The sequence below is a fragment of the Opitutus sp. ER46 genome, assembly GCF_003054705.1.
In the GTDB taxonomy this organism is placed as follows: Bacteria; Verrucomicrobiota; Verrucomicrobiia; order Opitutales; family Opitutaceae; genus ER46.
Genome location: NZ_QAYX01000020.1, coordinates 424,238 through 444,254 on the forward strand (window position 1 = coordinate 424,238; position 20,017 = coordinate 444,254).

The window sequence follows — 20,017 nt, forward strand, 5'->3', positions numbered from 1 at the left end:
CCGGTGCTCCCATGCGGCGATCACACCGCGACCGAGTGACGGCGCGCGGACGATCTCGGCGGGGCAGACGGCCTGGATTCGGGTGCCGGTGGCACGGCCTCCGTCGTTGCGGCGGCTTCCGTGACTTGGCCCTCGACCACCTTCCGCAGGTCGAGCGCGATGCGATTGAGCGACGCGGCCTGGGCATTGAGTTCCTCGGCGGCAGCCGCGGATTCCTCCGCGCTCGCCGCATTGGACTGCGTCACTTTCTCCATGTCAGTCACGGCGCGATTGGCCTGCTGGATCCCGTCGTTCTGCTCGAGCGACGCCGTCGCCACCTGGCCGGCCACCTCGTCGAGCTGCCTGACCTGGGTGACAATTTCCTGCAGCGATTTGCCGACCTTGGCGCTGATCGTGACGCCCTGGGCGGTATTCGTGATCGCGTCGTCGATCATCGTCGCGGTCTCCTTCGCCGCGTTGGCGCTGCGCTGGGCCAGGGTCCGCACCTCGTCCGCCACCACCGCAAAGCCCGCGCCCGCCTCGCCCGCCCGGGCGGCCTCCACCGCCGCGTTGAGGGCAAGGATGTTCGTCTGGAACGCGATCTCGTCGATGGTCTTGATGATCTTCGCGATGTCGTCGCTCGACTTCTTGATCGCGCCCATGGCGCGCTCCATCGCCGTCATATCGGTCGCGCCCGCCTCGGCCGCCGACCGGGCCGCCTGCGCGAGTGCCTTGGCCTTCTGGGCGCCCTCGGTGTTGTTCTTGGTCATCGACTCCAGCTCCTCGAGTGACGCGCCCGTTTCCTCCAGGGCCGCGGCCTGTTCGCTCGCGCCTTGCGCGAGTTGCTGGCTGCTCGTGGACACCTGATCCGCGGCGCTCAGCGTACCCGACGCGCCTTCCGACAACTCGTGCGCCGCGGTCATCAGCGGACGCGCGATCGCGATCGCCACGACGTAGGTCACACCGGCGCCGACCAGGACGGCGGTGACGCCGAGCAGGAAGGTAATCCAGGCCATCCGGCGCACCGGCGCGTCGAGCTCGGCCTGCGGCGCCACGGCGACGACGCCCCATTGCAGCATCTTGCTGGTGCGAAACGTCACCGTTCGCTCCACGCCGTTGTACGTGTAAGGGAAGGTGCCGTCGCGCAGCTCGGTGATGCGCTTGCCCCAGTCGAAGTCAGCCATCTTCGCCTGCAGGATCTTGGTCTTGTCCGGATGGGCGATCATCGAACCCGCCGCGTCGTACAGATAGACGTAGCCGGTTTCGAGCAGCTTGACGCGATCGGTGATGCTCGCGCTGAACACGCCCAGATCTACGACCGCCGAAATCACGCCCCGGATCGAGTCGCCCACCTTGACGGGGATGGCGACGGAAACGATCGGGTTCTTCGTGCGCCGGCTCGCGAGCGCATCGGAGTACGCCGTCTGCCCCTTCATGGCCTCCTGGAAATACCGTCGGTCCTTCAGGTTGATCTTGCCGACTGTCTCCGGCGCCGAAGCGGCGAAAACCGTCCCGCTCGCGTCGATCAGGTTCACGGCCTCGAGGCCGGGCAGAACCTGCACCGCGCGAATGAGGACCTGCTCCACGCGTGCGCGGGCCGCATCGGCCCCCGCAGCCCCGGAGAGCGCCAGCGACACATCCGGATCAGCGGCCCAAAGCTGCAGGTCGGAGAGCTTTCCCCCCATCCATTGCTCCACTGAGGAGACGGTCGATTCGCAGATATCCTCCATCTGTGCCTGGAGCGCGCGATGCAGTGAGGCGCGGCTCATCCCGTAGCAGATGAAACCAACGACGGACACAACGACCGTGATGAGGCCGACGGTCGGCAGCATGATCCGATTCCGCAGATTGAATCTCATAGAAGACAGCGGCGGCAGGGGCCCGATCTTGGGAAAATCGCCGGGGTGGGTGTCGCCACCCCGTCTATCGTCGCTAGGGGAAACAACCCAAGTACTCTTTTGCAAATATCTATCTTGCCAGTAATTAGCAAAGCGAAGCCGAGCCGGGCAAAAACACAGCGCGCGGGCTCCTGGGAAAGGTGCCCGCGCGCGAGGGCGGCCGAACCGCCCAGGAGTGCACGTCGCTTAGAAGGTCCGGAGCAGTTCGCAGCGGACGAACGATGCGGTATCCTGATGCCCGTTACCGTAGTAGTTGCCCGGCCGGAAAATCTCGGCGAGCAGCGTCGCCGACCATTTCGGCGAGATCTTGTACTTCACCACGGCGCGGTAGAGCTGACCGCGGAAATCACCGGCCGCATCGAATAGTCCGTTGGCCATGGTGGCGGACCGGTTGTGCTCGAGCGCCCACATGCCGTTGTAGTCAACGGTGATATCCAGCCCCTTCAGCGGGGTGATCCCCCAGCCCGGACCCATGCGGACGAGATTGCCGAACTGCGCCGGGCGCCCCTCGGATCCCCAGAGCATCGCCCCCACCTCGCTGAACCGCGGGAAACGTCCCCACAGCATGTCGAACTGCTCATCCTTGGTGGTGCCGGGCTTGTCGCCCGAGAGCCCTTCGAGGGCGAACCGCACAAAATTGTTCTGTGGATCGCGGGCGAACCACGCGATCTGCGTGAGGTAGCCCCAGGCGCGCAGGTCACGGCCGTTCTTCCGGCCGTACTGCAGCGCGCCCTCGCCCTTCCACTGCCAGTGCGGGTCTAGGTTCGAAACCACCCGTGAGCCGACCGTGGTGAAGGAGCCATTGTCGCCGTTCGCCAGTACCTTCTGAAGGTCGCGCTGGATGATGTAGCCGTCCACCTGGAGATCGGCCGAGGGCTTGTGCGTCAGATAGACGATGCCGCTGCGCTCGTCCTGCTCGACGAGGGAAATGTTCTGGTTGTTGAGCGAGCTCAGCCGGCCGTGATTCTTCGCCGCCTGGTCGATGTAAATGAAGTCGACCGTCGTGCGCGGCGACACGGTCCACGTTCCGCGCAGCGCGTCGAAGTAGTTGGTGCGCGACCCGTCGAGCGGCGTCCCATCGTTGATCAGGAAGTTGTCGCCAAACGAAAACTCCTGGCGGCCGGCGATGATCGTGAGCGGCTGATTGAACGCCTTCTTCCAAGTCACGTTCACGAGGTCAAACAGGCCTTCGGACCACACCCAGCCCTTCTTGTACGGGGCCTTGTAGGAGTCCTTGTTCCAGTTCCAACTCTCCCACATCAGGCGGGTCGTGAAGGTGAAGTCGGCCGCCGTCACCGCCACCCAACCGCGCGCGCGGTACCGCTGGTAGTTCTGCTCGTGGCGGATCGCCGTTCCATCGAGCAGGTAGGCGTTGTTGAAGTACTCGTTGCGCAGGCGCAGGTCGCCGCCGACCGTGGTCTTGACGGTGGGGGCGGCGGCTTTTGCGTCCGCGTCTGCCGCCAGGACGACGGAGGGCAGGAGGCTGGCCGCCGCGAGGACGGCGAGCAGGCGCCAGGATGCTGCAAAACGCTTACGGCAATCGTGCGAGGTCATGAATGTTGTGCTGGAGGTTTCTGATACGGTCCGCGGAACCAGTTTCTGAAGCGCGTTATCCGCGGCGGCCGACGATGGTTGTCGGACCGTCGTGAGCAGGGGTGCGGAGCGGGGCGGCCGTCCGCGGCCGTCCCGGCGGGGCCGAGGGCGCTGGCCGCAGCGTTTCCGATGCGGCGCCCGCCTCTTCCCGCGTGCCTTCCACCAGGCTCCGGAGCGTCACCACGATCTGGTTCAGCGACAGCGCCTGCGCATTCAGCTCTTCCGCCGCCGCGGCCGACTCCTCGGCGCTCGCGGCATTGCTCTGCGTCACCTTGTCCATCTGCGAGACGGCGGTATTCGCCTGCTGGATGCCGGTGTTCTGCTCGATCGAGGCGGTGGCCACCTCGCCAGCGACCTCGTCGAGCTGGCGGACGTGGGCCACGATTTCCTGGAGAGACTTGCCCACCTTGCCGCTGATGGTGACGCCCTGCGCGGTGTTGGTGATCGCGTCGTCGATCATCGTCGCGGTCTCCTTGGCCGCGTTGGCGCTGCGCTGGGCCAGGGTCCGCACCTCGTCGGCCACCACCGCAAAGCCCGCGCCCGCCTCACCCGCCCGGGCGGCTTCCACCGCCGCGTTGAGGGCGAGGATGTTCGTCTGGAACGCGATCTCGTCGATCGTCTTGATGATCTTCGCGATGTCGTCGCTCGACTTCTTGATCGCGCCCATGGCGCGCTCCATCTCGACCATGTCCGTCGCGCCAGTCTCGGCCGAGGCCCGCGCGCTCTGCGCCAAGCCCTTGGCCTTCTGGGCGCCCTCGGTGTTGCCGCGGGTCATCGATTCGAGTTCCTCCAGCGAGGCGCCCGTCTCCTCGAGTGACGCCGCCTGTTCGCTCGCCCCCTGGGCGAGCGCCTGCGCACTGTCGGAGACCTGTGCCGCGGCACCGAGCGTGCCGCTCGCGCCTTCGGCCAGTTCCTGCGCCACACGCATCAGCGGGCGGGAGATGGTCCGGGCGATCAGCATGGTGACCGCCCCCCCGACGATGATGCCGGCCAACCCGAGCAGCCCGACAATCTTGGCCATGTGCCAGACCGGCGCGTTCAATTCCGCGTCCTTCGCCACCGCCACCACGACCCAACGGAGGGCCTTGCTGGTGCGGAAGGTCACGGTGCGGGACTGGCCGTTAAAAATGTAGCGATCCGTGCCGTCGCCGCCGCCGAGGATGCGGCGCCCCCAGTCGGATTCGTTCAGGTTCAGCTTCAGGATCTGCGCCTGGTCCGGATGCGCGATCACGAGGCCGTTGAAATCGCAGAGGTACACGTAACCCGTGTCCAAAATTCGGATATGATCGATCACCGTCTTGCTGAACGAGGCGAGGTCGACGATCGCGGCGAGCGCGCCGACGATGTTGCCGCTCGCATCGCGCACTGGCACGGCCAGGGACGCGATCGGCTGGTTCGTACGCCGGCTCAGCAACACCTCGGAGAGCGCGTTCTCCCCCTTGAGCGCCTGCTTGAAATAGCTGCGGTCACCGAGATTGAGCGTGCCGACTGACTCCTTGCTCGACGACGCCACCACGAGCCCCGAGGGGTTCAGGAGGTGGACCACCACGCCGCCGATGACCTGCTCGGCACGGACGAAGTCCTGCTGCAGCGCAGCCCGCGTCGCCGCGGCTTCAGGCGTGTCGCCGAGCGCGACCGCCGCGCGTGCATCACCCGCCCAGTGCAGCAGGTCCCGCTGCTTCGTGTCGATCCAGCGCTCCACCGAGCCCAGGGCCGTCTCGCAGATGTCCGCGTTCTGGCGGACGAGCGCACGTTCGAGCGATCTCCGGCTCATCTCAAAACTGACGACACCGATGGCGGCGACGATGACGACCACCAGGAGGATCGTCGGGATCATAATGCGATTACGGAGGTTCCAGTTCACGGCAGTGTGTAGGTGTGAGGGCCCGCGGGACGCAGGTTTGCCCGTCCGCCGCAATCGTCACGGCCAGGGGGCAGTAAACGCGGTACTAGTACTTAGTAGGCGCCCGCCCAGGCACGCATCCCGCTCTAGGCCAGGTTTTCTCCGAGGAGGCACGCTTGGCGCCGCCGCCGAAAAGGCGTAAGTGTTTTGCGCCCCTTACGGCCATCCTTCGCGTTTCCCCGCTTTACACATATCAACGCGTTCATATGCGTTGATTTGTTCCCATGCCACCTGATCGTCCCATCTCCGATCTGTTTGCCCAGCGTCGGCCGTTGCGCTCGCTCGAATTCTTCCCCCCCAAGGACGACGCCGGCGTCGCGGCCCTCCGCGCCACCGCCACCGCCCTCCGGCGGATGCAGCCCGACTTCGTCTCCGTCACCTACGGCGCCGGCGGCAGCACCCGCGAACGCACGTCGCAGGTGAGTGACCTCCTCAAAGCCGAATTCGGTTACACGGTCATGCCGCACCTGACCTGTGTCGGGCACACCCGGGCCGAACTGGAGGCGATCGCCGACCAGATCCACGCCCGCCATTTTCGAAACGTCATGACGCTCCGCGGCGATCCGCCCAAGGGCGCGACCCGCTTCGAGGTCACCCGAGACGGGCTGCGCTTTGCGAGCGAACTCGTCGCGCTCCTGAAAGCGCGCCACGCCGACCTGTGTCTCGGCGTCGGCGGCTACCCGGAGAAGCACCCGGAGGCGCCTTCACCTGAGGCCGACTTGGATCACCTCCGGCGCAAGGTCGACGCCGGCGCGGCATTCGTCACCACCCAACTATTCTTCGACAACGCGGTGTACTACCGCTTCGTGGAGCGCTGCCGCGCCGCCGGCATCACCGTCCCCATCATCCCGGGGATCATGCCCGTACAGTCGCTCAAACAGATCCAGCGCTTCACCTCGATGTGCGGCGCCTCACTGCCCGCCCGGCTGATCACCCGGTTGGAAGCCGCGGCCGACGAGACCGACGTGGTCGAAGCCATCGGCATCGACTGGGCGCTCACGCAGATTCGTGACCTCCTCGCCCAGGGCGCGCCCGGTTATCACCTCTATATCCTCAACCGCGCGAAAGCCGCGCTCACCCTCGCGGCCGGCCTGGCCGCGTAGTTGCCACGTTTCGCAGATTCGCGGCGCGACGCCCCACCCGCCAGCGCCGCCGTCCGCCGGGCGCCACGCCTACCCGCCGGCAAACACCGGCCGGAAACCCGCCTCGCGCAGGATGCGCGCCACCGTTTCCCGCTGGTCGCCCTGAATCTCAATGGCGCCGTCCTTCACGGTGCCGCCGCAACCGCACGCCGCCCGCATCTTCTTCGCGAGCTGTTCCTTCTCCGGCAGCCCGATCCCGATAAACCCGCTGACGACCGTCACGGTCTTGCCGCCCCGCCCGCCCGTCTCCCGGCGGACGTCCACCCGCCCACGGTTCTTCTCCGGCACCGGCTCCGGCGCCTTCGCGCCCGACTTCGCCACGACCGGCTTGGCCGGCGCGGACGGCAATCCGGCGTTGCTGAGCGCGGCAAAGGGATTCTGGGCGAGGTTCTGCCCGCCGTCGGTTGAAAGCTTGTCCTTGGCCATGCCCGAAATGCTGCCCGGAAGGCGAAGGGCTGAAAGCTGAAAACTGAATGCTGAACCCCATCCGCTGTGGAACGTCGGAGTCAGGACCGCTCCCCGTAGCCGAGGCCCTATAGCTGGACCGCGCGCGACCCGAAGCCCCGGAAAGCCCGCTCTGGGCTCCAGCTTGTGAGTCCGTCCCGGTTCAGCCTTTCAGCTCTTTAGCCTTTCAGCCCTTTTCCCCCGGTTTCCCCTTCGAGCAGCATCAGCGCCTTGGCATAGCTGCGATTGCCTAAAAAGTGCACCAGCCGGGGCGGCAGCCCCGCGCGCCCCTGCTCGAGGAACTGGTCCAGCCGGGCAGTCTCGTCCGCGACTTTCTGGCCATCAGCGGCCTTGATCGCGGCAAGGAGTGATATGAGCGACGCTTTAATCTGGGTTTCCATGAGGGTCGTAGCGGCGGCTTATGGGTTCGTTACCGATGTTAAGGCCGGATGCAAACTCCCCGCCCCATCGCCCGGCGGCTTGTCTGATCCGAGCGCCCGTGCTGACTTATCGTCCGGCTAATGGCCTCACCCATGAGGAGCTCACAGATGCGGAACCCCGCTTGTGCATTCCTCTTATCCTCGTTCCCTTCTCCGCACCCACCCACATGAACCGTCCCACCGTTCCCACGCACGCGAACGCCGCCATCATCGAGGCGGCCTACGAGCGCTGGCTGCAGAACGCCGACTCGGTCGATCCCACCTGGCGCGCCTTCTTCCAGGGTTTCAGCCTGGGCGCCAACGGCGCGTCCCCCTCCGCCCTTCTCGCCTCCGCCGGCACCGCCCACCCGGCGGCCGCCACCCCCATCATCGACAGCCTCAAGCAGTCGCGCGTCCACCAGCTCATCAACGCGTACCGCTCCCTCGGCCACCTCGAGGCCCACCTCGACCCCCTCAACGACGCCCCGCCGGCCCACCCGAAGCTTTCCCTCGACCAGTTCGACCTCAACGCCGCCGATCTCGAGACCGCGTTCGACGTCGGCACCTACCTCGGTGGCGGCCAGATGAAGCTGCGCGACGTCCTCACCGAGCTCCGCCGCACCTACTGCGACCATGTCGGCGTCGAGTACACGCATATCCAGGACGTTGACGTCCGCACCTGGCTCCAGGAGCGCATGGAATCCACGCGCAACCAGCCCGACTTCAAGACCACCGAGAAGCTCCGCATCTTCCGCCGCGTCGTAAAGGCCGAGCTCTTCGAGCGCTTCCTCCACACGCGCTACGTTGGCCAGAAGCGCTTCTCCCTCGAGGGCGCCGAAACCATGGTCGCCGCGGTCGACGCCATCGTGGAGCACTGCCCCAGTGTCGGCGTGCAGGAGGTCGTCATGGGCATGGCTCACCGTGGCCGGCTCAACATCCTCACCAGCGTCATGCGCAAGTCCTTCGACCTGCTGTTCGAGCAGTTCTCGGAGAACTACATCCCCGAGACCGTCGGCGGTGACGGCGACGTGAAGTACCACCTCGGCTACGAGGCCGTGCTCCAGACCGCCTCCGGCAAGCAGGTCGAGATCCGCCTCGCCGCCAACCCGTCCCACCTCGAGATCGTCAACCCTGTCGTCGAGGGCAAGGCTCGCGCTCGCCAGCGCATCCGTGGCGACACCGAGACGCGCAAGTGCGTCCTCCCACTGCTCATTCACGGCGACGCCGCGTTCGCCGGCCAGGGCATCGTCGCCGAGACGCTCAATTTTTCCCAGCTCCCGGGCTACACCACCGGCGGCACGATCCACTTCGTCATCAACAACCAGATCGGCTTCACCACCGAGCCCGAGGAGGCACGCTCCACCCGCTACTGCACCGACGTCGCCAAGATGATCGAGGCCCCAGTCTTCCACGTGAACGGCGACGATCCCGAGGCCGTCTGCATGGTCGCGCAGCTCGCGCTCGAGTTCCGCGAGCGCTTCGGCCGCGACATCGTCATCGACATGTATTGCTACCGGAAGCACGGGCACAACGAGACCGACGAGCCCGCCTTCACCCAGCCGCTGCTCTACAAGCAGATCGCGACCCACCCGCAGATCTCCACCGTCTTCAGCCGCAAGCTCATCGCCGAGGGTTCGCTCACCGAAGCCGAGGCCGACAAGGTCCGCACCGAGTACACCGCCGTGCTCGAGAAGAACTTCGAGCAGGCCAAGGCCGCCGAGACCGCCAAGAGCGCCAAGCGCGCCGCCGCCATCGAGCAGCGCAAGTTCGTCGGCTCCACCGCGGTCTTCCAGCCCGACTACCACTTCAAGTCCGTCACCACCGGGGTCTCCGCCGAGGTCATCGCGCAGGTCGCCGAGCGGCTCACCACGTTGCCGCCCGACTTCAAGGCCAACCCCAAGATCAAGCGCTTCCTCGACGCCCGCGCCCACGCCCACCAGGAGGGCGGTCCCATCGACTGGGGCTTCGCCGAAGCCCTCGCGTTCGGCACGCTCCTCGTCGAGGGCACGCCCGTTCGCCTCAGCGGCCAGGACTGCGAGCGCGGCACGTTCAGCCACCGCCATGCCGTGCTCCACGACATGGAGTCGCACGCCACCTATACCCCGCTCAAGAGCCTCGCCCCCAACCAGGCGCTCTTCTGCGTGTACAACTCGCTGCTGTCGGAGGCGGGTGTCCTCGGCTTCGACTACGGCTACTCCCTCGACTACCCCAACCTCCTCAGCATCTGGGAGGCCCAGTTCGGCGACTTCGCCAACGGCGCCCAGGTCGTCATCGACCAGTTCATCGCCAGCGGGGAATCGAAGTGGCAGCGCACCAGCGGCCTCGTCCTCCTCCTGCCACACGGCTACGAGGGCCAGGGTCCCGAACACTCCTCCGCCCGGCTCGAACGCTTTCTCCAGCTCTGCGCCGAGGACAACATCCAGGTCGCCAACATCACCACGCCCGCGAACTTCTTCCACGCCCTCCGCCGCCAGATGCGGCGCGACTTCCAGAAGCCGCTCATCGTGATGTCGCCCAAGTCCCTCCTGCGCCACCCGGGCTGCGTCTCCCGGCTCGATCAGTTCACCCACGGGGGCTTCCAGGAGATTCTCGACGACCCCGCCTACCTCGCCGGCGGCCACGCGCCGCGCACCGCCCTCCCGGCCGACGCCACCGCACCCACCCGCCTCATTCTCTGCTCCGGCAAGGTCTATTACGACCTCGTCGACTACCGCACCAAGCACCACGTCACCGACACCGCGATCGTGCGCCTCGAGCAGCTCTACCCGCTCCACCGCAAGCGGCTCGCCGAGATCGCCCGCAAGTACGAGGGCGCCCGGCTCGTCTGGGCGCAGGAGGAGTCCGCCAACAACGGCGCGTGGACCTGGATCGCCCCGCAGCTCACGGAGCTGTTCGGCCGCGCCCCCCTCTACGCCGGCCGCGACGCCTCCGCCTCTCCCGCTGTCGGCTCCCTCGCCCTCCACAAGCTCGAGCTCGCCGCCCTTCTCAAGGACGCGTTTAGTCTGTAATCAATCCCGTCGGCCCGCCCGACCTCTCTACCCTCCCCCACCATGCCGCTCCTCGAAGTCAAAATTCCGCCGATGGGCGAATCCATCACCTCCGGCATCCTCGCCAAGTGGCACGTCAACGACGGCGACGTCGTCAAAAAGGACCAGCCGCTGTTCGAGCTGGAGACCGACAAGATCACCTCCGAGGGCACGGCCGAGGCCGCCGGCAAGATCTCCCTCAAGGTGGCCACGGGCGACGAGGTGAAGATCGGCCAGGTTGTCGCCACGATCGATCCTGCCGCCAGCGACGCCGCCCCCGCCTCTCCGGTCGGCACCACCTCCGGCGGCAAGTCCGGCACCAGCACCTCCGTCCTGCCGAATCCTTACGCACCTCCGGGCTCGGCCCAGGCCAACGAAGCCGTTGCGCAGTCGCCCGCCGTCCGCCGGCTGGCCGCCGAGACCGGCATCGATCCCGCCAAAGTCTCCGGCACGGGCAAGGCCGGTCGCGTCACCAAGGGCGACATGCTCGCCGCCCAGGAAGCCACCGCCGCCCCATCGCCCTCGCCGGCTCCCGCTCCCTCGCCTGCGCTGCCCACCGCGCCCATCAATGCGCCGACGCCCCCCGCCGCGCCCAAGGCCGATTCGCCGCGCCAGACCCGCCGCAAGCTGACGCCCCTGCGCGCGCGCATCGCCCAGCGGCTCGTCGCCGCCCAGCAGGAGGCCGCCATGCTCACGACCTTCAACGAGGCCGACATGTCCGCTGTCATGGTCCTCCGCGCCAAGTACCAGGACGACTTCGTCAAGCGCCACGGCATCAAGCTCGGCTTCATGTCCTTCTTCGCCAAGGCCGTCGTCCACGCCTTGAAGGAGGTCCCGGCCGTCAACGCCCAGCTCGACGGCGACCAGATCGTCGAGAACCACTACTACGACATCGGCATCGCCGTCTCCACCGACCGCGGGCTGATGGTGCCGGTGATCCGCAACTGCGACACCCTCGGCATGGCCGACATCGAGAAGGCCATCGCCGACTCCGCCAAGCGCGCCCGCGAGGGCAAGATCACGCTCCCCGACCTCGAGGGCGGCGTCTTCACCATCACCAACGGCGGCATCTTCGGGTCGATGCTCTCCACGCCCATTCTCAACCCGCCGCAGAGCGCCATCCTGGGCCTCCACGCCATCAACGAGCGCCCGATCGCCCTCAACGGGCAAGTCGTCATCCGCCCGATGATGTATCTGGCGCTCAGTTACGACCACCGCCTCGTCGACGGCCGCGAAGCCGTCACCTTCCTCGTGAAGGTCAAGCAGGCCATCGAAGACCCCTCCCGACTCCTCCTGGGCGCCTGATCGGAGGCCGGAGGCCAGAAGCCGGAGGCCGGAAGCCAGATATCAAAGGCCACAAAACACCGCCATCCCCCGCCCACACGTCGCCTGCTGTTCAACCCGCTGCCTTCCACCATCCGACCTTCCGCCTTCGTTCCGCCACGGCGCGACACGCCGTCCTCCCACCGTACTCCCGCCACCTAACCTCCGACACTGCCCTCCGACCTCCGGCTTCCGCCTTCCGGCCTCTGGCCTCCCGGCCTCCGGCCTCTGGCTTCTGGCCTCTGGCCTCCGCCTTCCGGCCTCTGGCTTCCGGCCTCCGGCCTCTGGCTTCTGGCCTCTGGCTTCCGGCCTCCGGCTTCTGGCTTCTGACATCCAACAATGGACACCTACGACCTCCTCGTGATTGGCGCCGGACCCGGCGGCTATGTCTGCGCGTTTCGCGCGGCGCAGCTCGGGCTCAAGGTCGCGCTGGTTGAAAAGCGCGCCACGCTCGGCGGCACCTGCCTCAACGTCGGCTGCATCCCCAGCAAGGCGCTCCTGCACGCCACCGAACACGTCTCCTGGGCCCGCCACCACGCCGCCGAGGAGGGCATCAAGCTCGGCGCCGTCGAGGTCGACCTGCCCACGCTCCTCAAGCGCAAGGACGCCGTCGTCACCAAGCTCGTCGGCGGCGTCGCCCAGCTCGCCAAGGCCCGCCGCATCACCGTCCTCACCGGCAGCGCAGCCTTCACCGGACCCAAGACGGTCCGCGTGACGCCCACCGCCGGCGCCGCGACCGAAGTCACCGCCGCCGCCATCGTCATCGCGACTGGCTCCGCGCCCGTCGAGCTGCCGTTCCTCAGGTTCGACGGCCAGACCGTCGTCTCCTCCGACCACGCCATCGCGTTCGACCGCGTGCCGAAGCAGCTGGTGGTCGTGGGCGGCGGGGCCATCGGGCTCGAGCTCGGCTCGGTCTGGGCGCGCCTCGGCAGCGAGGTCACGGTCGTCGAGTTCCTGCCCAAGATCATCGCCAACTACGACGACGACATCGTCCGCAATTTCACCCGGCTCCTGCAGAAACAGGGGCTGAAAATCGAGACCGGCGCCAAGGTCACCGGCTTCGCCGGCGGCAAGCTGCAGGCGGAACGCGAGGGCCAGAAGCTCGAGTTCACTGCCGACAAGGTCCTCGTCGCCGTCGGCCGCCGCCCGTACACCGACGGGCTCGGACTCGAAAACGCGGGCGTGGCCCTCGACGAAAAGAAGCGTATCCAGGTCGACGCGCATTTGCGCACGAGCGCCGCGGGCGTGTGGGCCATCGGCGACGTGGTCGCCGGCCCGATGCTCGCCCACAAGGCCGAGGAGGACGGCGTCGCCGTTGCCGAGTGGATTGCCGGCAAGGCCGGCCACATCAACTGGGACCTCGTTCCCGGCATCGTTTACACCAGCCCCGAAGTCGCGGGCGTCGGCCTCAGCGAGGACGCCGCCAAGGCGAAGGGCATCGCGGTCAACGTGGGCCGCTTCAACTTCGGCGCCAACGGCCGCGCCATCGCGGCGGGCGCGACCGACGGCTACGTCAAGGTCATCGCCGACGCGAAGACCGACCGACTCCTGGGCGCGCAGATTCTCGGCGCCAACGCCGGCGAACTGATCAGCGAGATTGTCACGCACCTCGAATACGGCGGCAGCGCCGAGGACCTCGCCCGCACGATCCACGCCCACCCCACGATGAGCGAAGCCGTCAAGGAAGCCGGCCTCGCCGTCAGCAAATCCGCCCTCCACGCCCTGTAGTGGCGGCCGCGGCGGCGAGAACGCCGCCCCGCCGCCACAGTGAAAGTGAGAGTGAAGGTGAACAGCCCTCACGCATCACTCCGTCGGCCCGTCCGCCAAACCGGAGTAACCGCGAACCCAGCCGCGAAAACCCGCGGTCTTCGCTGCCTGCCAGCCACCGCCTACCCCCGATTTTCGCGTCTCTTTCGCGCCTTTCGCGGTTCACCTCGCCCTCCGTGATCCTCCGTCCGTCCGGACCATCATTTCCCATCCGAGGAATCTGAGGTTAAACCGCCTGTATATATTCACCTCAGATTCCTCGGATAGAGATAGGATAGTTTCTCGGAATCCCGGAGGCGTATTCTCATTCGTGTCAATTCGTATCCATTCGTGGTTACCCACCGCCTTGGCCTCTCCGTTCGCCAAACCAGAAGTAACCGCGAACCCTCGCGAACCCAGCCGCGAAAACCCGCGGTCTTCGCCGCCTGCCAGCCACCGCCTACCCCCGATTTTCGCGTCTCTTTCGCGCCTTTCGCGGTTCACCTCGCCCTCCGTGATCCTCCGTCCGTCCGGACCATCATTTCCCATCCGAGGAATCTGAGGTTAACCGACTATATATTTACCTCTGATTTTTCGGATAAATACAGGATGGTTTCGGAGGTAACATATCAGCCCACAAAGCCATTAGCGGCTCACCGTCCGAGCCACTTTCACCCTCACTCTCACTTTCACTCCCTGGCCGGCTGTGCCGCCCAGGGTTTTCACTTAGGCGGCCCGGGCGGTGCAGCCGCCCGGGCCGCCTAGCGTTTCGCCACCGTGAAGATCGTGCCGGCGAGAATGAGCGCGGCGCCGGCGAGTTCGTGGGGCGTGAAGTGTTCGCCGAAGAAGAGGTAGCCACCCACGGCAATCCCCAGCGGCACCAGCATCTGCAACAACGAGCCCTCGGCCACCGGCAGGTCGCGGAAGGCCCGCGTCATCGCCAGTTGGCCGCCCGCCGCGCACAGCCCCGCCAGCACCATCAACGTCCAGGAGACTCCCGTCACCGGCGCCCAGCTCATCCCCGCCGGGATCGCGCACAGCAGCAGCCCGTACACGCACTGTGCCGCGAAGATCGTCGCGGTGTGCTCCCCCTCGGCGTGCAGCAGCCGGATGGTGACGATCACGTAGGCGCTCGCAATCGCGCCGCCGATCGCCACCACGTCGAACACCCCGATCGTCGCGCCGCGCGCAAAGGAGTTTGTCAACAGCGCCAACCCCAGCAGCGCGCCCACGCTGCCGATGGCCAGCGGACGCCGGAACGGCTCGTGCAGGATCCACACCGCCAGCAGCGCGCCAAAGATGATGTACGTGTTGTTGATGAACGTCGCCCGCCCCGCGCCGATGTGCACCACCGTCAGGTAGAAAACGCCCACGCCCAGCCCGCCCACGACGCCCCGCCCCGCCAGCTTCGCCCGCGTGAACACGCGTGCGAACTGCACCTCGCGCCGGTACACCGTCGCCAGCACGAGGATGCCCACCAGGAAGCGGGCACAGCTCACCAGCCACACGTTGACCGACTGCAGCTCGCCGAGCGCACGGATCAGCAGCACGTTCGTGGTGAAACACGCCGTGGAGAACAGCATCAGGGCGAGGCCGCGCGCATGCTGGCCCCGCGTGAAGGAAAAGCTGACCGGATCGCTCATCGCAGCACGACAGCCTGAGCCAGCCTGGGCCGGGAACGCAGGACAAAAACAGCCCGTCCGGGAGCACAGCGTGCCTCAAAAACGTCGGCCGGAGCGATCGCACCTTCGCGTTGCCCCCCGCGCGCCCACCCCAAACTTTGCCTCGCCCCGACCGGGCGCGTCCGGTTCGCTCGGGGTTTTGCCCGTGAAGATACTTCTCCTTTGGGACATCGACGGCACCTTGATCACGTCCGGCCGCTCCGGGATGCGCGCCCTGCACGCCACGTTGCAGGAGGTGTTCGGCATCACGGGCACGCTCGACGCGATCCCGTTCGCGGGCCGCACCGACCGCTGGATCCTCCGCGAGGTGTTCCGGCACTTCGACATCCCGGTCACCGAGGAGAACATCCAGAAGACCTTCGCCCGCTACGTCGAACTGCTGCCCGCCATGCTCGCGCAGAACCGCGAGGGCCGCGTCTTGCCCGGCGTCCACGAGATTCTGCAGGCGGCCGCCGCCCACGGGCACATCGCGCAGGGCCTCCTCACGGGCAACCTGAAGCGCGGCGCCGAGCTCAAGCTCGTCCATTACGGGCTCTGGCAGCATTTCCCGTTCGGCGCCTTCGCCGACGACAGCGAGTTGCGCGATGAGCTCGGCCCGTGGGCCGTCCGCCGCGCCCAGGAGCACCATCGCGCCCAGTTCGCGCCGGCCAATGTCTGGATCATCGGCGACACCCAGCACGACATTGCCTGCGGCAAGGTCATCGGCGCCCGGACCCTCGCCGTCGCCACCGGCGGCCACACGCTCGACCAGTTGCGCCAGCACGAGCCGACCGTCGTCCTCGAGAACCTCGCCGACACCGCCGCCGTCCTGAAGTTACTCGCCGGCTGAGGTGCTCGCGGCCCGCGCCCCTTCCCGCGACCGACGCCACATCGCGCGGCCGATGCCGCCCGCCTGGAGAGCGCGCGACCTCGCGCCGCGCGCGTCGGACAACCAGCCGCCCTCACAGCGTCGCCCGACGGTCGACGTCAGCGCGTCCGGACTTCCTCGATCTGCGTCACGCGGCCGCTCGCATCAAAGATCACGCGCAGCTTCTCGTCGGGATAGGTGCGCCCCGTGTCGACGCCGACGCCCGTGCTGAAGCCGCCCCCGCGTCCGTACGATCCCATGCCCACGCCAAGGCTGAAGCGCGGGCCCCGGTCGCGATAGCTCCACACCTGGAAGCTCCCGGTCTGCGCGGTCCGGGCGAAGGTGTAGTCGGGTGACCCGAGCGCCACCTGCACCTGTTCCATGGTGAAACCGACGTCGATCTGCCCGGCGCGCACCCGTTGCTGCACCTGGGGCGGCCAACTGGCGAACGCCGCCTGGTGTCCCCCGATGCGCGACTCAACCGTCGAACAACCAACGAGGAGCAGCACAGCGGTGAGAACGGAGAGGAACAGCACGCGGGTTTTCATGGCAGGAATTTGGGTTGCGACGCGAAGGTTGCCGGGTAGGACCTCCAACCTGCCCCCGCGTTTCACTTTCATGTCTCGCACGTTCACCATCGCCATCGGCTCCGATCACGCCGGCTTCGCCTATAAGGAAGCCATCAAGGCCATGCTTCTGGAGGCCGGACACACGGTCAGGGATTTCGGCACCCACTCCGATGCCGCCTGCGATTACCCGGATTTCATCCGGCCGGTCGCCGAGGCAGTGGCGCGCGGTGAGTTCGAGCGCGGCATCGTGCTCGGCGGCTCCGGCAACGGGGAGGCGATCGTCGCCAACCGCGTGCGCGGCGTGCGTTGCGGGCTCTGCTGGAACGAGCAGCTCGCCATCTGGAACCGGTCGCACAACGACGGCAACGTGCTCTCCCTCGGCCAGCGGACCGTTACCGAAGCCGAGGCCCTGAAGATCGTCCGCACCTGGCTGGCCACCGAATTCGAAGGCGGCCGCCACCTCGCCCGGATCAAGAAGATCGACCCGTAAGCAGACGGCCGGACTTCGTCCGCCCGTCTGCTGAACAATGGGCTAAGCCCGGCCGCTCCGCGGCCGCCCCCCCACCTCAACTTAGGACAACGGCCGCGCCGCGGCCGTTGTCCTGGGGAACTTTCAGTGCCAGCACCTGACTTGAGCCGGGGTTTGCATGCCGAAATTTACCTACCAGCACGTCTTTGAGCCCGGGACCGATCCCGAGGCCCCTCCGCTCCTCCTCCTGCATGGCACCGGGGGCAATGAGCAGGACGTGTTGCGCCTCGGGCGGATGATCTCGCCCGGTTCAGCGCTGCTGAGCCCGCGTGGGCCGGTCAACGAGATGGGCGCGTGGCGCTTCTTTGGCCGAATCGCGGAAGGCGTCTTCGATCCGCAGGAAGTCTCGCGCCGCACGCAGGCGCTTGCCGACTTCATCGTCCCCGCCGCCAAGCACTACGACCTCGATCCCGGCCGCTTGGTCGCCGTAGGGCTGTCCAACGGCGCCAACATCGCCGGTTGCCTGCTGCTGCTGCGTCCCGAGGTCCTCGCCGCCGCGATCCTGATCCGCCCGATGCTCGTGCTCGACCTGCCCGCCGCGCCGCAATCGCTTGTCGGCAAGCGCCTCCTGCTGACGCACGGCTCGACCGATCCTCTTGTGCCCGCCGACCACCACGAACGCCTCGCCGCGCTGTTCCGGGCCGGCGACGCCGAGGTCACCTCGCGCACCTTCGCCGCCAGCCACGCCCTGGTCCCCGGCGACGTCGACGCCGCCCGCGAATGGCTCGTCCCCGAACGCACCCGCGTCTCGGTGTCCCGTTGAGCCTCCCCGGCCAGCGCGCAACCCCCGCGCGCCGCCGACCTGGGCACCTAGGCCACAACCACGGTCTGGATCGCTCCTCTAGAAAGGCCGCGCCGCGCATCCGTCACTCGGTCTTTGAAGATGAGCCGAATGGCCTCACGCAGACTTCGCTTCGCTTCAGCCGCGGTCTCGCCCTGTCCATTCGCGCCGGAACTCCCGGGTAGATAGCTCAATAGCCGCCATCCGAAGCTTCTTCGATGATGGCCGTGAACCCGCCTCTCATGCCGGGAACGACGCCCGGCAAGGATGCCTCGTCAACCGGGTCGCGGCGCCTCGGCCCGAGGTTCGCCCCGCGAGAGATAACACGCCAAATCTGGCGTGTTATCGCCCGTAACTCGCCAGATTTGGCGAGTTATCTCAAATTGGCCCCCGGCGGCGCGTGCGCCCTCCTGAGGACTCGGGCCCCTCCTAGCTCCCGCCGTCCTGACGAGCAGGGCTCAACCGCGCCCCCTCATTCCGCCTCCGCGCCGCGTTCCCGCGGTCCCATCACCCGCCAGCCCAGCGGCGCAGAACCGCCAAGTCGGTCTGGAGCACATGGACGACGCGCTGCTCCCGCCGAATTCGACCTCCGCCGATGGGCTCCCGTGACGCTCACCGCGCCGGTCCGCCGACATCGTCAACGATGCCGCCCTCGGCGCCCCGCTCCACTAGCAACGCCGCCAACACGCCATCCGATCGCGCGCAGATCAGTCAGTAGCAGCTTCTCACCGATCTGCCGGTGAAGTCCGCGAAGGATGCGGTCGAGAAGCTGCAGTGGTATCTCTCCCGCGCGAACGACCCACCACCCGGGAACATCGTTATGTGGCGGGGCCTTGCGAGACTCTCCGATATGACCGCCGGCTTCTCTCTCCGTGACGAAAATGTGGGTAATTGAAAGTCCCGCCGGACGCTTACCCCGGTTCTCGGCCGTGAGCTGATCCACACGCACGCGTAGCTCCTGCTCGGAGCTCGGTATCGGTGTCGTGGCGGCGGCGTTCACGGCCGCGACCGTGACGAATCGCTGCCCGTCTTCAAGACGATGCCATTACCTAGCGCAATATACGATCCGAGTTAATATATGCTATTGATATATAGCATGTTGGATATACATCAGCCGTCCAAATTGAACGCTTACGTTGCGAGCGCCGCGGGATCGATCCGCACGCCTAGCTCAGCGACGTCCTCCAGCGGCTTCCGGCCATGACCGCGGGCGATGACTTGCTCCCGCTCCTGCCTTCTCGCTGGCAGCGCGCCTGATCGCAGGTCTCGTACGTACGAGGCACCCCAAGCTACGCTTACGGCTAACTGTTTCTCGGCACGCGCTGATCTTGATCGGGCGGCCACAGAACATCCATTGGCTCCATAACGTCTTTTTCGTCTTCAGAGATCAAAAATCCAGCGGCTAAAATGTAGCCTTCCCATACGCCGGGACTTGATACCCTGAATATTTTTACTCCGGGTTCGAGCATCTCAACGGGTCTACTAGCGAAACAGGAGAGATACCGTCGATCTGTTTCCTCGACAGCTAGGCCGGAGAACCAGCATCGCACTTCCATCGCGGCAACATCGACGAAGACACAATTTAGCCGTGTCGAATGATCGCCATTCTTGCCACTGCGGAAGATTAGCCCGCCGTGACCGCCTGCCGAAAGGGAGGACACCACGAACCTTCGATTTGATGAATAACGCATACGAAGGGGATCATTCCTTACCTTCTACCTTGGAGTTCATTGATCGACGTCGGGCGTCGTGCTGTTGGGGTGCCGCGAGGCCGACACGTTCGCTGAGTTCGATCGCCGAGTCCATCCGAAGTTGCCCGGTCAACCAGCCGATCGGGCAGCTGCTGGATGCCTTCTCATCAACATCTCTTGTCCGAAGGTAAAGGGTAAGGGATGAGCCCCACGGCTGTCTGATCAGAACCCGTTCATTTCCAGTTGGATGGGTATATCAAGTGATGGGTTCGTTGTATCAAGTTTTGCAAACAGCTCAGGGAGAGGCACTTTCTCCAAGGCGGCGATCGAGATAACTTGCAGAACTTGATGGAGAGTTCCAGGCAGTGCGTTTTCGCGCTTGGCGATCGCCACCAGCAGGTAGGCGCACAACGCCGTCCAGATCTGGACGCGCACTCCGTTCGGA

14 protein-coding genes and 1 pseudogene are annotated in these 20,017 nt (G+C 66.5%); 7 read left to right on the forward strand and 8 right to left on the reverse strand.

The annotated features are described in order from the left end of the window. Positions 1-20: 20 nt before the first annotated feature. The 3 genes from DB354_RS22265 to DB354_RS08450 form a co-directional block, all read right to left on the reverse strand. Complete coding sequence (locus DB354_RS22265) at positions 21-1,838, reverse strand: methyl-accepting chemotaxis protein (RefSeq protein ID WP_158277441.1); 1,818 nt, start codon at positions 1,836-1,838, stop codon at positions 21-23. A 225-nt stretch (positions 1,839-2,063) separates the two neighbouring features. Next, on the reverse strand, positions 2,064-3,431 hold the full coding sequence (locus DB354_RS08445) for an alginate export family protein (RefSeq protein ID WP_107835005.1): 1,368 nt from the start codon (positions 3,429-3,431) through the stop codon (positions 2,064-2,066). A gap of 55 nt (positions 3,432-3,486) precedes the next feature. Continuing rightward, on the reverse strand, positions 3,487-5,334 hold the full coding sequence (locus DB354_RS08450; protein ID WP_146180158.1) for a methyl-accepting chemotaxis protein: 1,848 nt from the start codon (positions 5,332-5,334) through the stop codon (positions 3,487-3,489). Positions 5,335-5,597: 263 nt separating this feature from the next. Here DB354_RS08450 and metF point away from each other — a divergent pair, with 263 nt between their 5' ends. Then, positions 5,598-6,476, forward strand: a complete 879-nt coding sequence (gene metF, locus DB354_RS08455; protein ID WP_107835007.1) for a methylenetetrahydrofolate reductase [NAD(P)H] — start codon at positions 5,598-5,600, stop codon at positions 6,474-6,476. Between the two features lie 69 nt (positions 6,477-6,545). Here metF and DB354_RS08460 read toward each other — a convergent pair whose 3' ends face one another. After that, on the reverse strand, positions 6,546-6,941 hold the full coding sequence (locus DB354_RS08460; protein WP_107835008.1) for a translation initiation factor: 396 nt from the start codon (positions 6,939-6,941) through the stop codon (positions 6,546-6,548). 197 nt (positions 6,942-7,138) lie between these two features. Then, the gene (locus DB354_RS08465; RefSeq protein WP_107835009.1) at positions 7,139-7,360 is read right to left on the reverse strand and encodes a hypothetical protein; all 222 of its coding nucleotides are present in this window, start codon (positions 7,358-7,360) and stop codon (positions 7,139-7,141) included. Positions 7,361-7,566: 206 nt separating this feature from the next. Here DB354_RS08465 and DB354_RS08470 point away from each other — a divergent pair, with 206 nt between their 5' ends. From DB354_RS08470 to lpdA, 3 genes are all read left to right on the forward strand, one after another. After that, on the forward strand, positions 7,567-10,386 hold the full coding sequence (locus DB354_RS08470) for a 2-oxoglutarate dehydrogenase E1 component (RefSeq protein WP_107835010.1): 2,820 nt from the start codon (positions 7,567-7,569) through the stop codon (positions 10,384-10,386). Between the two features lie 42 nt (positions 10,387-10,428). After that, a complete protein-coding gene (odhB, locus tag DB354_RS08475; protein ID WP_107835011.1) occupies positions 10,429-11,709 on the forward strand; it encodes a 2-oxoglutarate dehydrogenase complex dihydrolipoyllysine-residue succinyltransferase in 1,281 nt (426 codons plus the stop codon). Positions 11,710-12,066: 357 nt separating this feature from the next. Then, on the forward strand, positions 12,067-13,455 hold the full coding sequence (gene lpdA, locus DB354_RS08480) for a dihydrolipoyl dehydrogenase (protein ID WP_107835012.1): 1,389 nt from the start codon (positions 12,067-12,069) through the stop codon (positions 13,453-13,455). Positions 13,456-14,234: 779 nt separating this feature from the next. On the opposite strand, the gene DB354_RS08485 is transcribed toward lpdA, so the two are convergent. Further along, a complete protein-coding gene (locus DB354_RS08485) occupies positions 14,235-15,116 on the reverse strand; it encodes a DMT family transporter (RefSeq protein ID WP_107835013.1) in 882 nt (293 codons plus the stop codon). Between the two features lie 184 nt (positions 15,117-15,300). On the opposite strand from DB354_RS08485, the gene DB354_RS08490 reads away from it, so the two are divergent. Further along, positions 15,301-15,984: an HAD family hydrolase gene (locus DB354_RS08490; RefSeq protein WP_107835014.1), complete on the forward strand. Its 684-nt coding sequence runs from the start codon at positions 15,301-15,303 to the stop codon at positions 15,982-15,984. Between the two features lie 137 nt (positions 15,985-16,121). On the opposite strand, the gene DB354_RS08495 is transcribed toward DB354_RS08490, so the two are convergent. Beyond that, a complete protein-coding gene (locus DB354_RS08495; protein WP_107835015.1) occupies positions 16,122-16,550 on the reverse strand; it encodes a hypothetical protein in 429 nt (142 codons plus the stop codon). Between the two features lie 70 nt (positions 16,551-16,620). On the opposite strand from DB354_RS08495, the gene rpiB reads away from it, so the two are divergent. Together rpiB and DB354_RS08505 are read left to right on the forward strand one after the other, a co-directional pair. Continuing rightward, positions 16,621-17,061, forward strand: coding sequence for a ribose 5-phosphate isomerase B (rpiB, locus tag DB354_RS08500; protein ID WP_107835016.1), 441 nt, complete (start codon positions 16,621-16,623; stop codon positions 17,059-17,061). 157 nt (positions 17,062-17,218) lie between these two features. After that, positions 17,219-17,863, forward strand: a complete 645-nt coding sequence (locus DB354_RS08505; protein WP_107835017.1) for an alpha/beta hydrolase — start codon at positions 17,219-17,221, stop codon at positions 17,861-17,863. 1,931 nt (positions 17,864-19,794) lie between these two features. On the opposite strand, the pseudogene DB354_RS22270 reads toward DB354_RS08505, so the two are convergent. Beyond that, a pseudogene (locus DB354_RS22270) lies at positions 19,795-20,017 on the reverse strand (IS4 family transposase); the annotation flags it as partial.

Coding starts and splice junctions, on each gene's coding strand:
- DB354_RS08505 (WP_107835017.1), top strand. CDS start 17,219: ATGCCGAAATTTACCTACCAGCACGTCTTTGAGCCCGGGACCGATCCC.
- lpdA (WP_107835012.1), top strand. CDS start 12,067: ATGGACACCTACGACCTCCTCGTGATTGGCGCCGGACCCGGCGGCTAT.
- DB354_RS22265 (WP_158277441.1), bottom strand. CDS start 1,838: ATGAGATTCAATCTGCGGAATCGGATCATGCTGCCGACCGTCGGCCTC.
- metF (WP_107835007.1), top strand. CDS start 5,598: ATGCCACCTGATCGTCCCATCTCCGATCTGTTTGCCCAGCGTCGGCCG.
- DB354_RS08465 (WP_107835009.1), bottom strand. CDS start 7,360: ATGGAAACCCAGATTAAAGCGTCGCTCATATCACTCCTTGCCGCGATC.
- rpiB (WP_107835016.1), top strand. CDS start 16,621: ATGTCTCGCACGTTCACCATCGCCATCGGCTCCGATCACGCCGGCTTC.
- DB354_RS08485 (WP_107835013.1), bottom strand. CDS start 15,116: ATGAGCGATCCGGTCAGCTTTTCCTTCACGCGGGGCCAGCATGCGCGC.
- DB354_RS08495 (WP_107835015.1), bottom strand. CDS start 16,550: ATGAAAACCCGCGTGCTGTTCCTCTCCGTTCTCACCGCTGTGCTGCTC.
- odhB (WP_107835011.1), top strand. CDS start 10,429: ATGCCGCTCCTCGAAGTCAAAATTCCGCCGATGGGCGAATCCATCACC.
- DB354_RS08460 (WP_107835008.1), bottom strand. CDS start 6,941: ATGGCCAAGGACAAGCTTTCAACCGACGGCGGGCAGAACCTCGCCCAG.
- DB354_RS08445 (WP_107835005.1), bottom strand. CDS start 3,431: ATGACCTCGCACGATTGCCGTAAGCGTTTTGCAGCATCCTGGCGCCTG.
- DB354_RS08470 (WP_107835010.1), top strand. CDS start 7,567: ATGAACCGTCCCACCGTTCCCACGCACGCGAACGCCGCCATCATCGAG.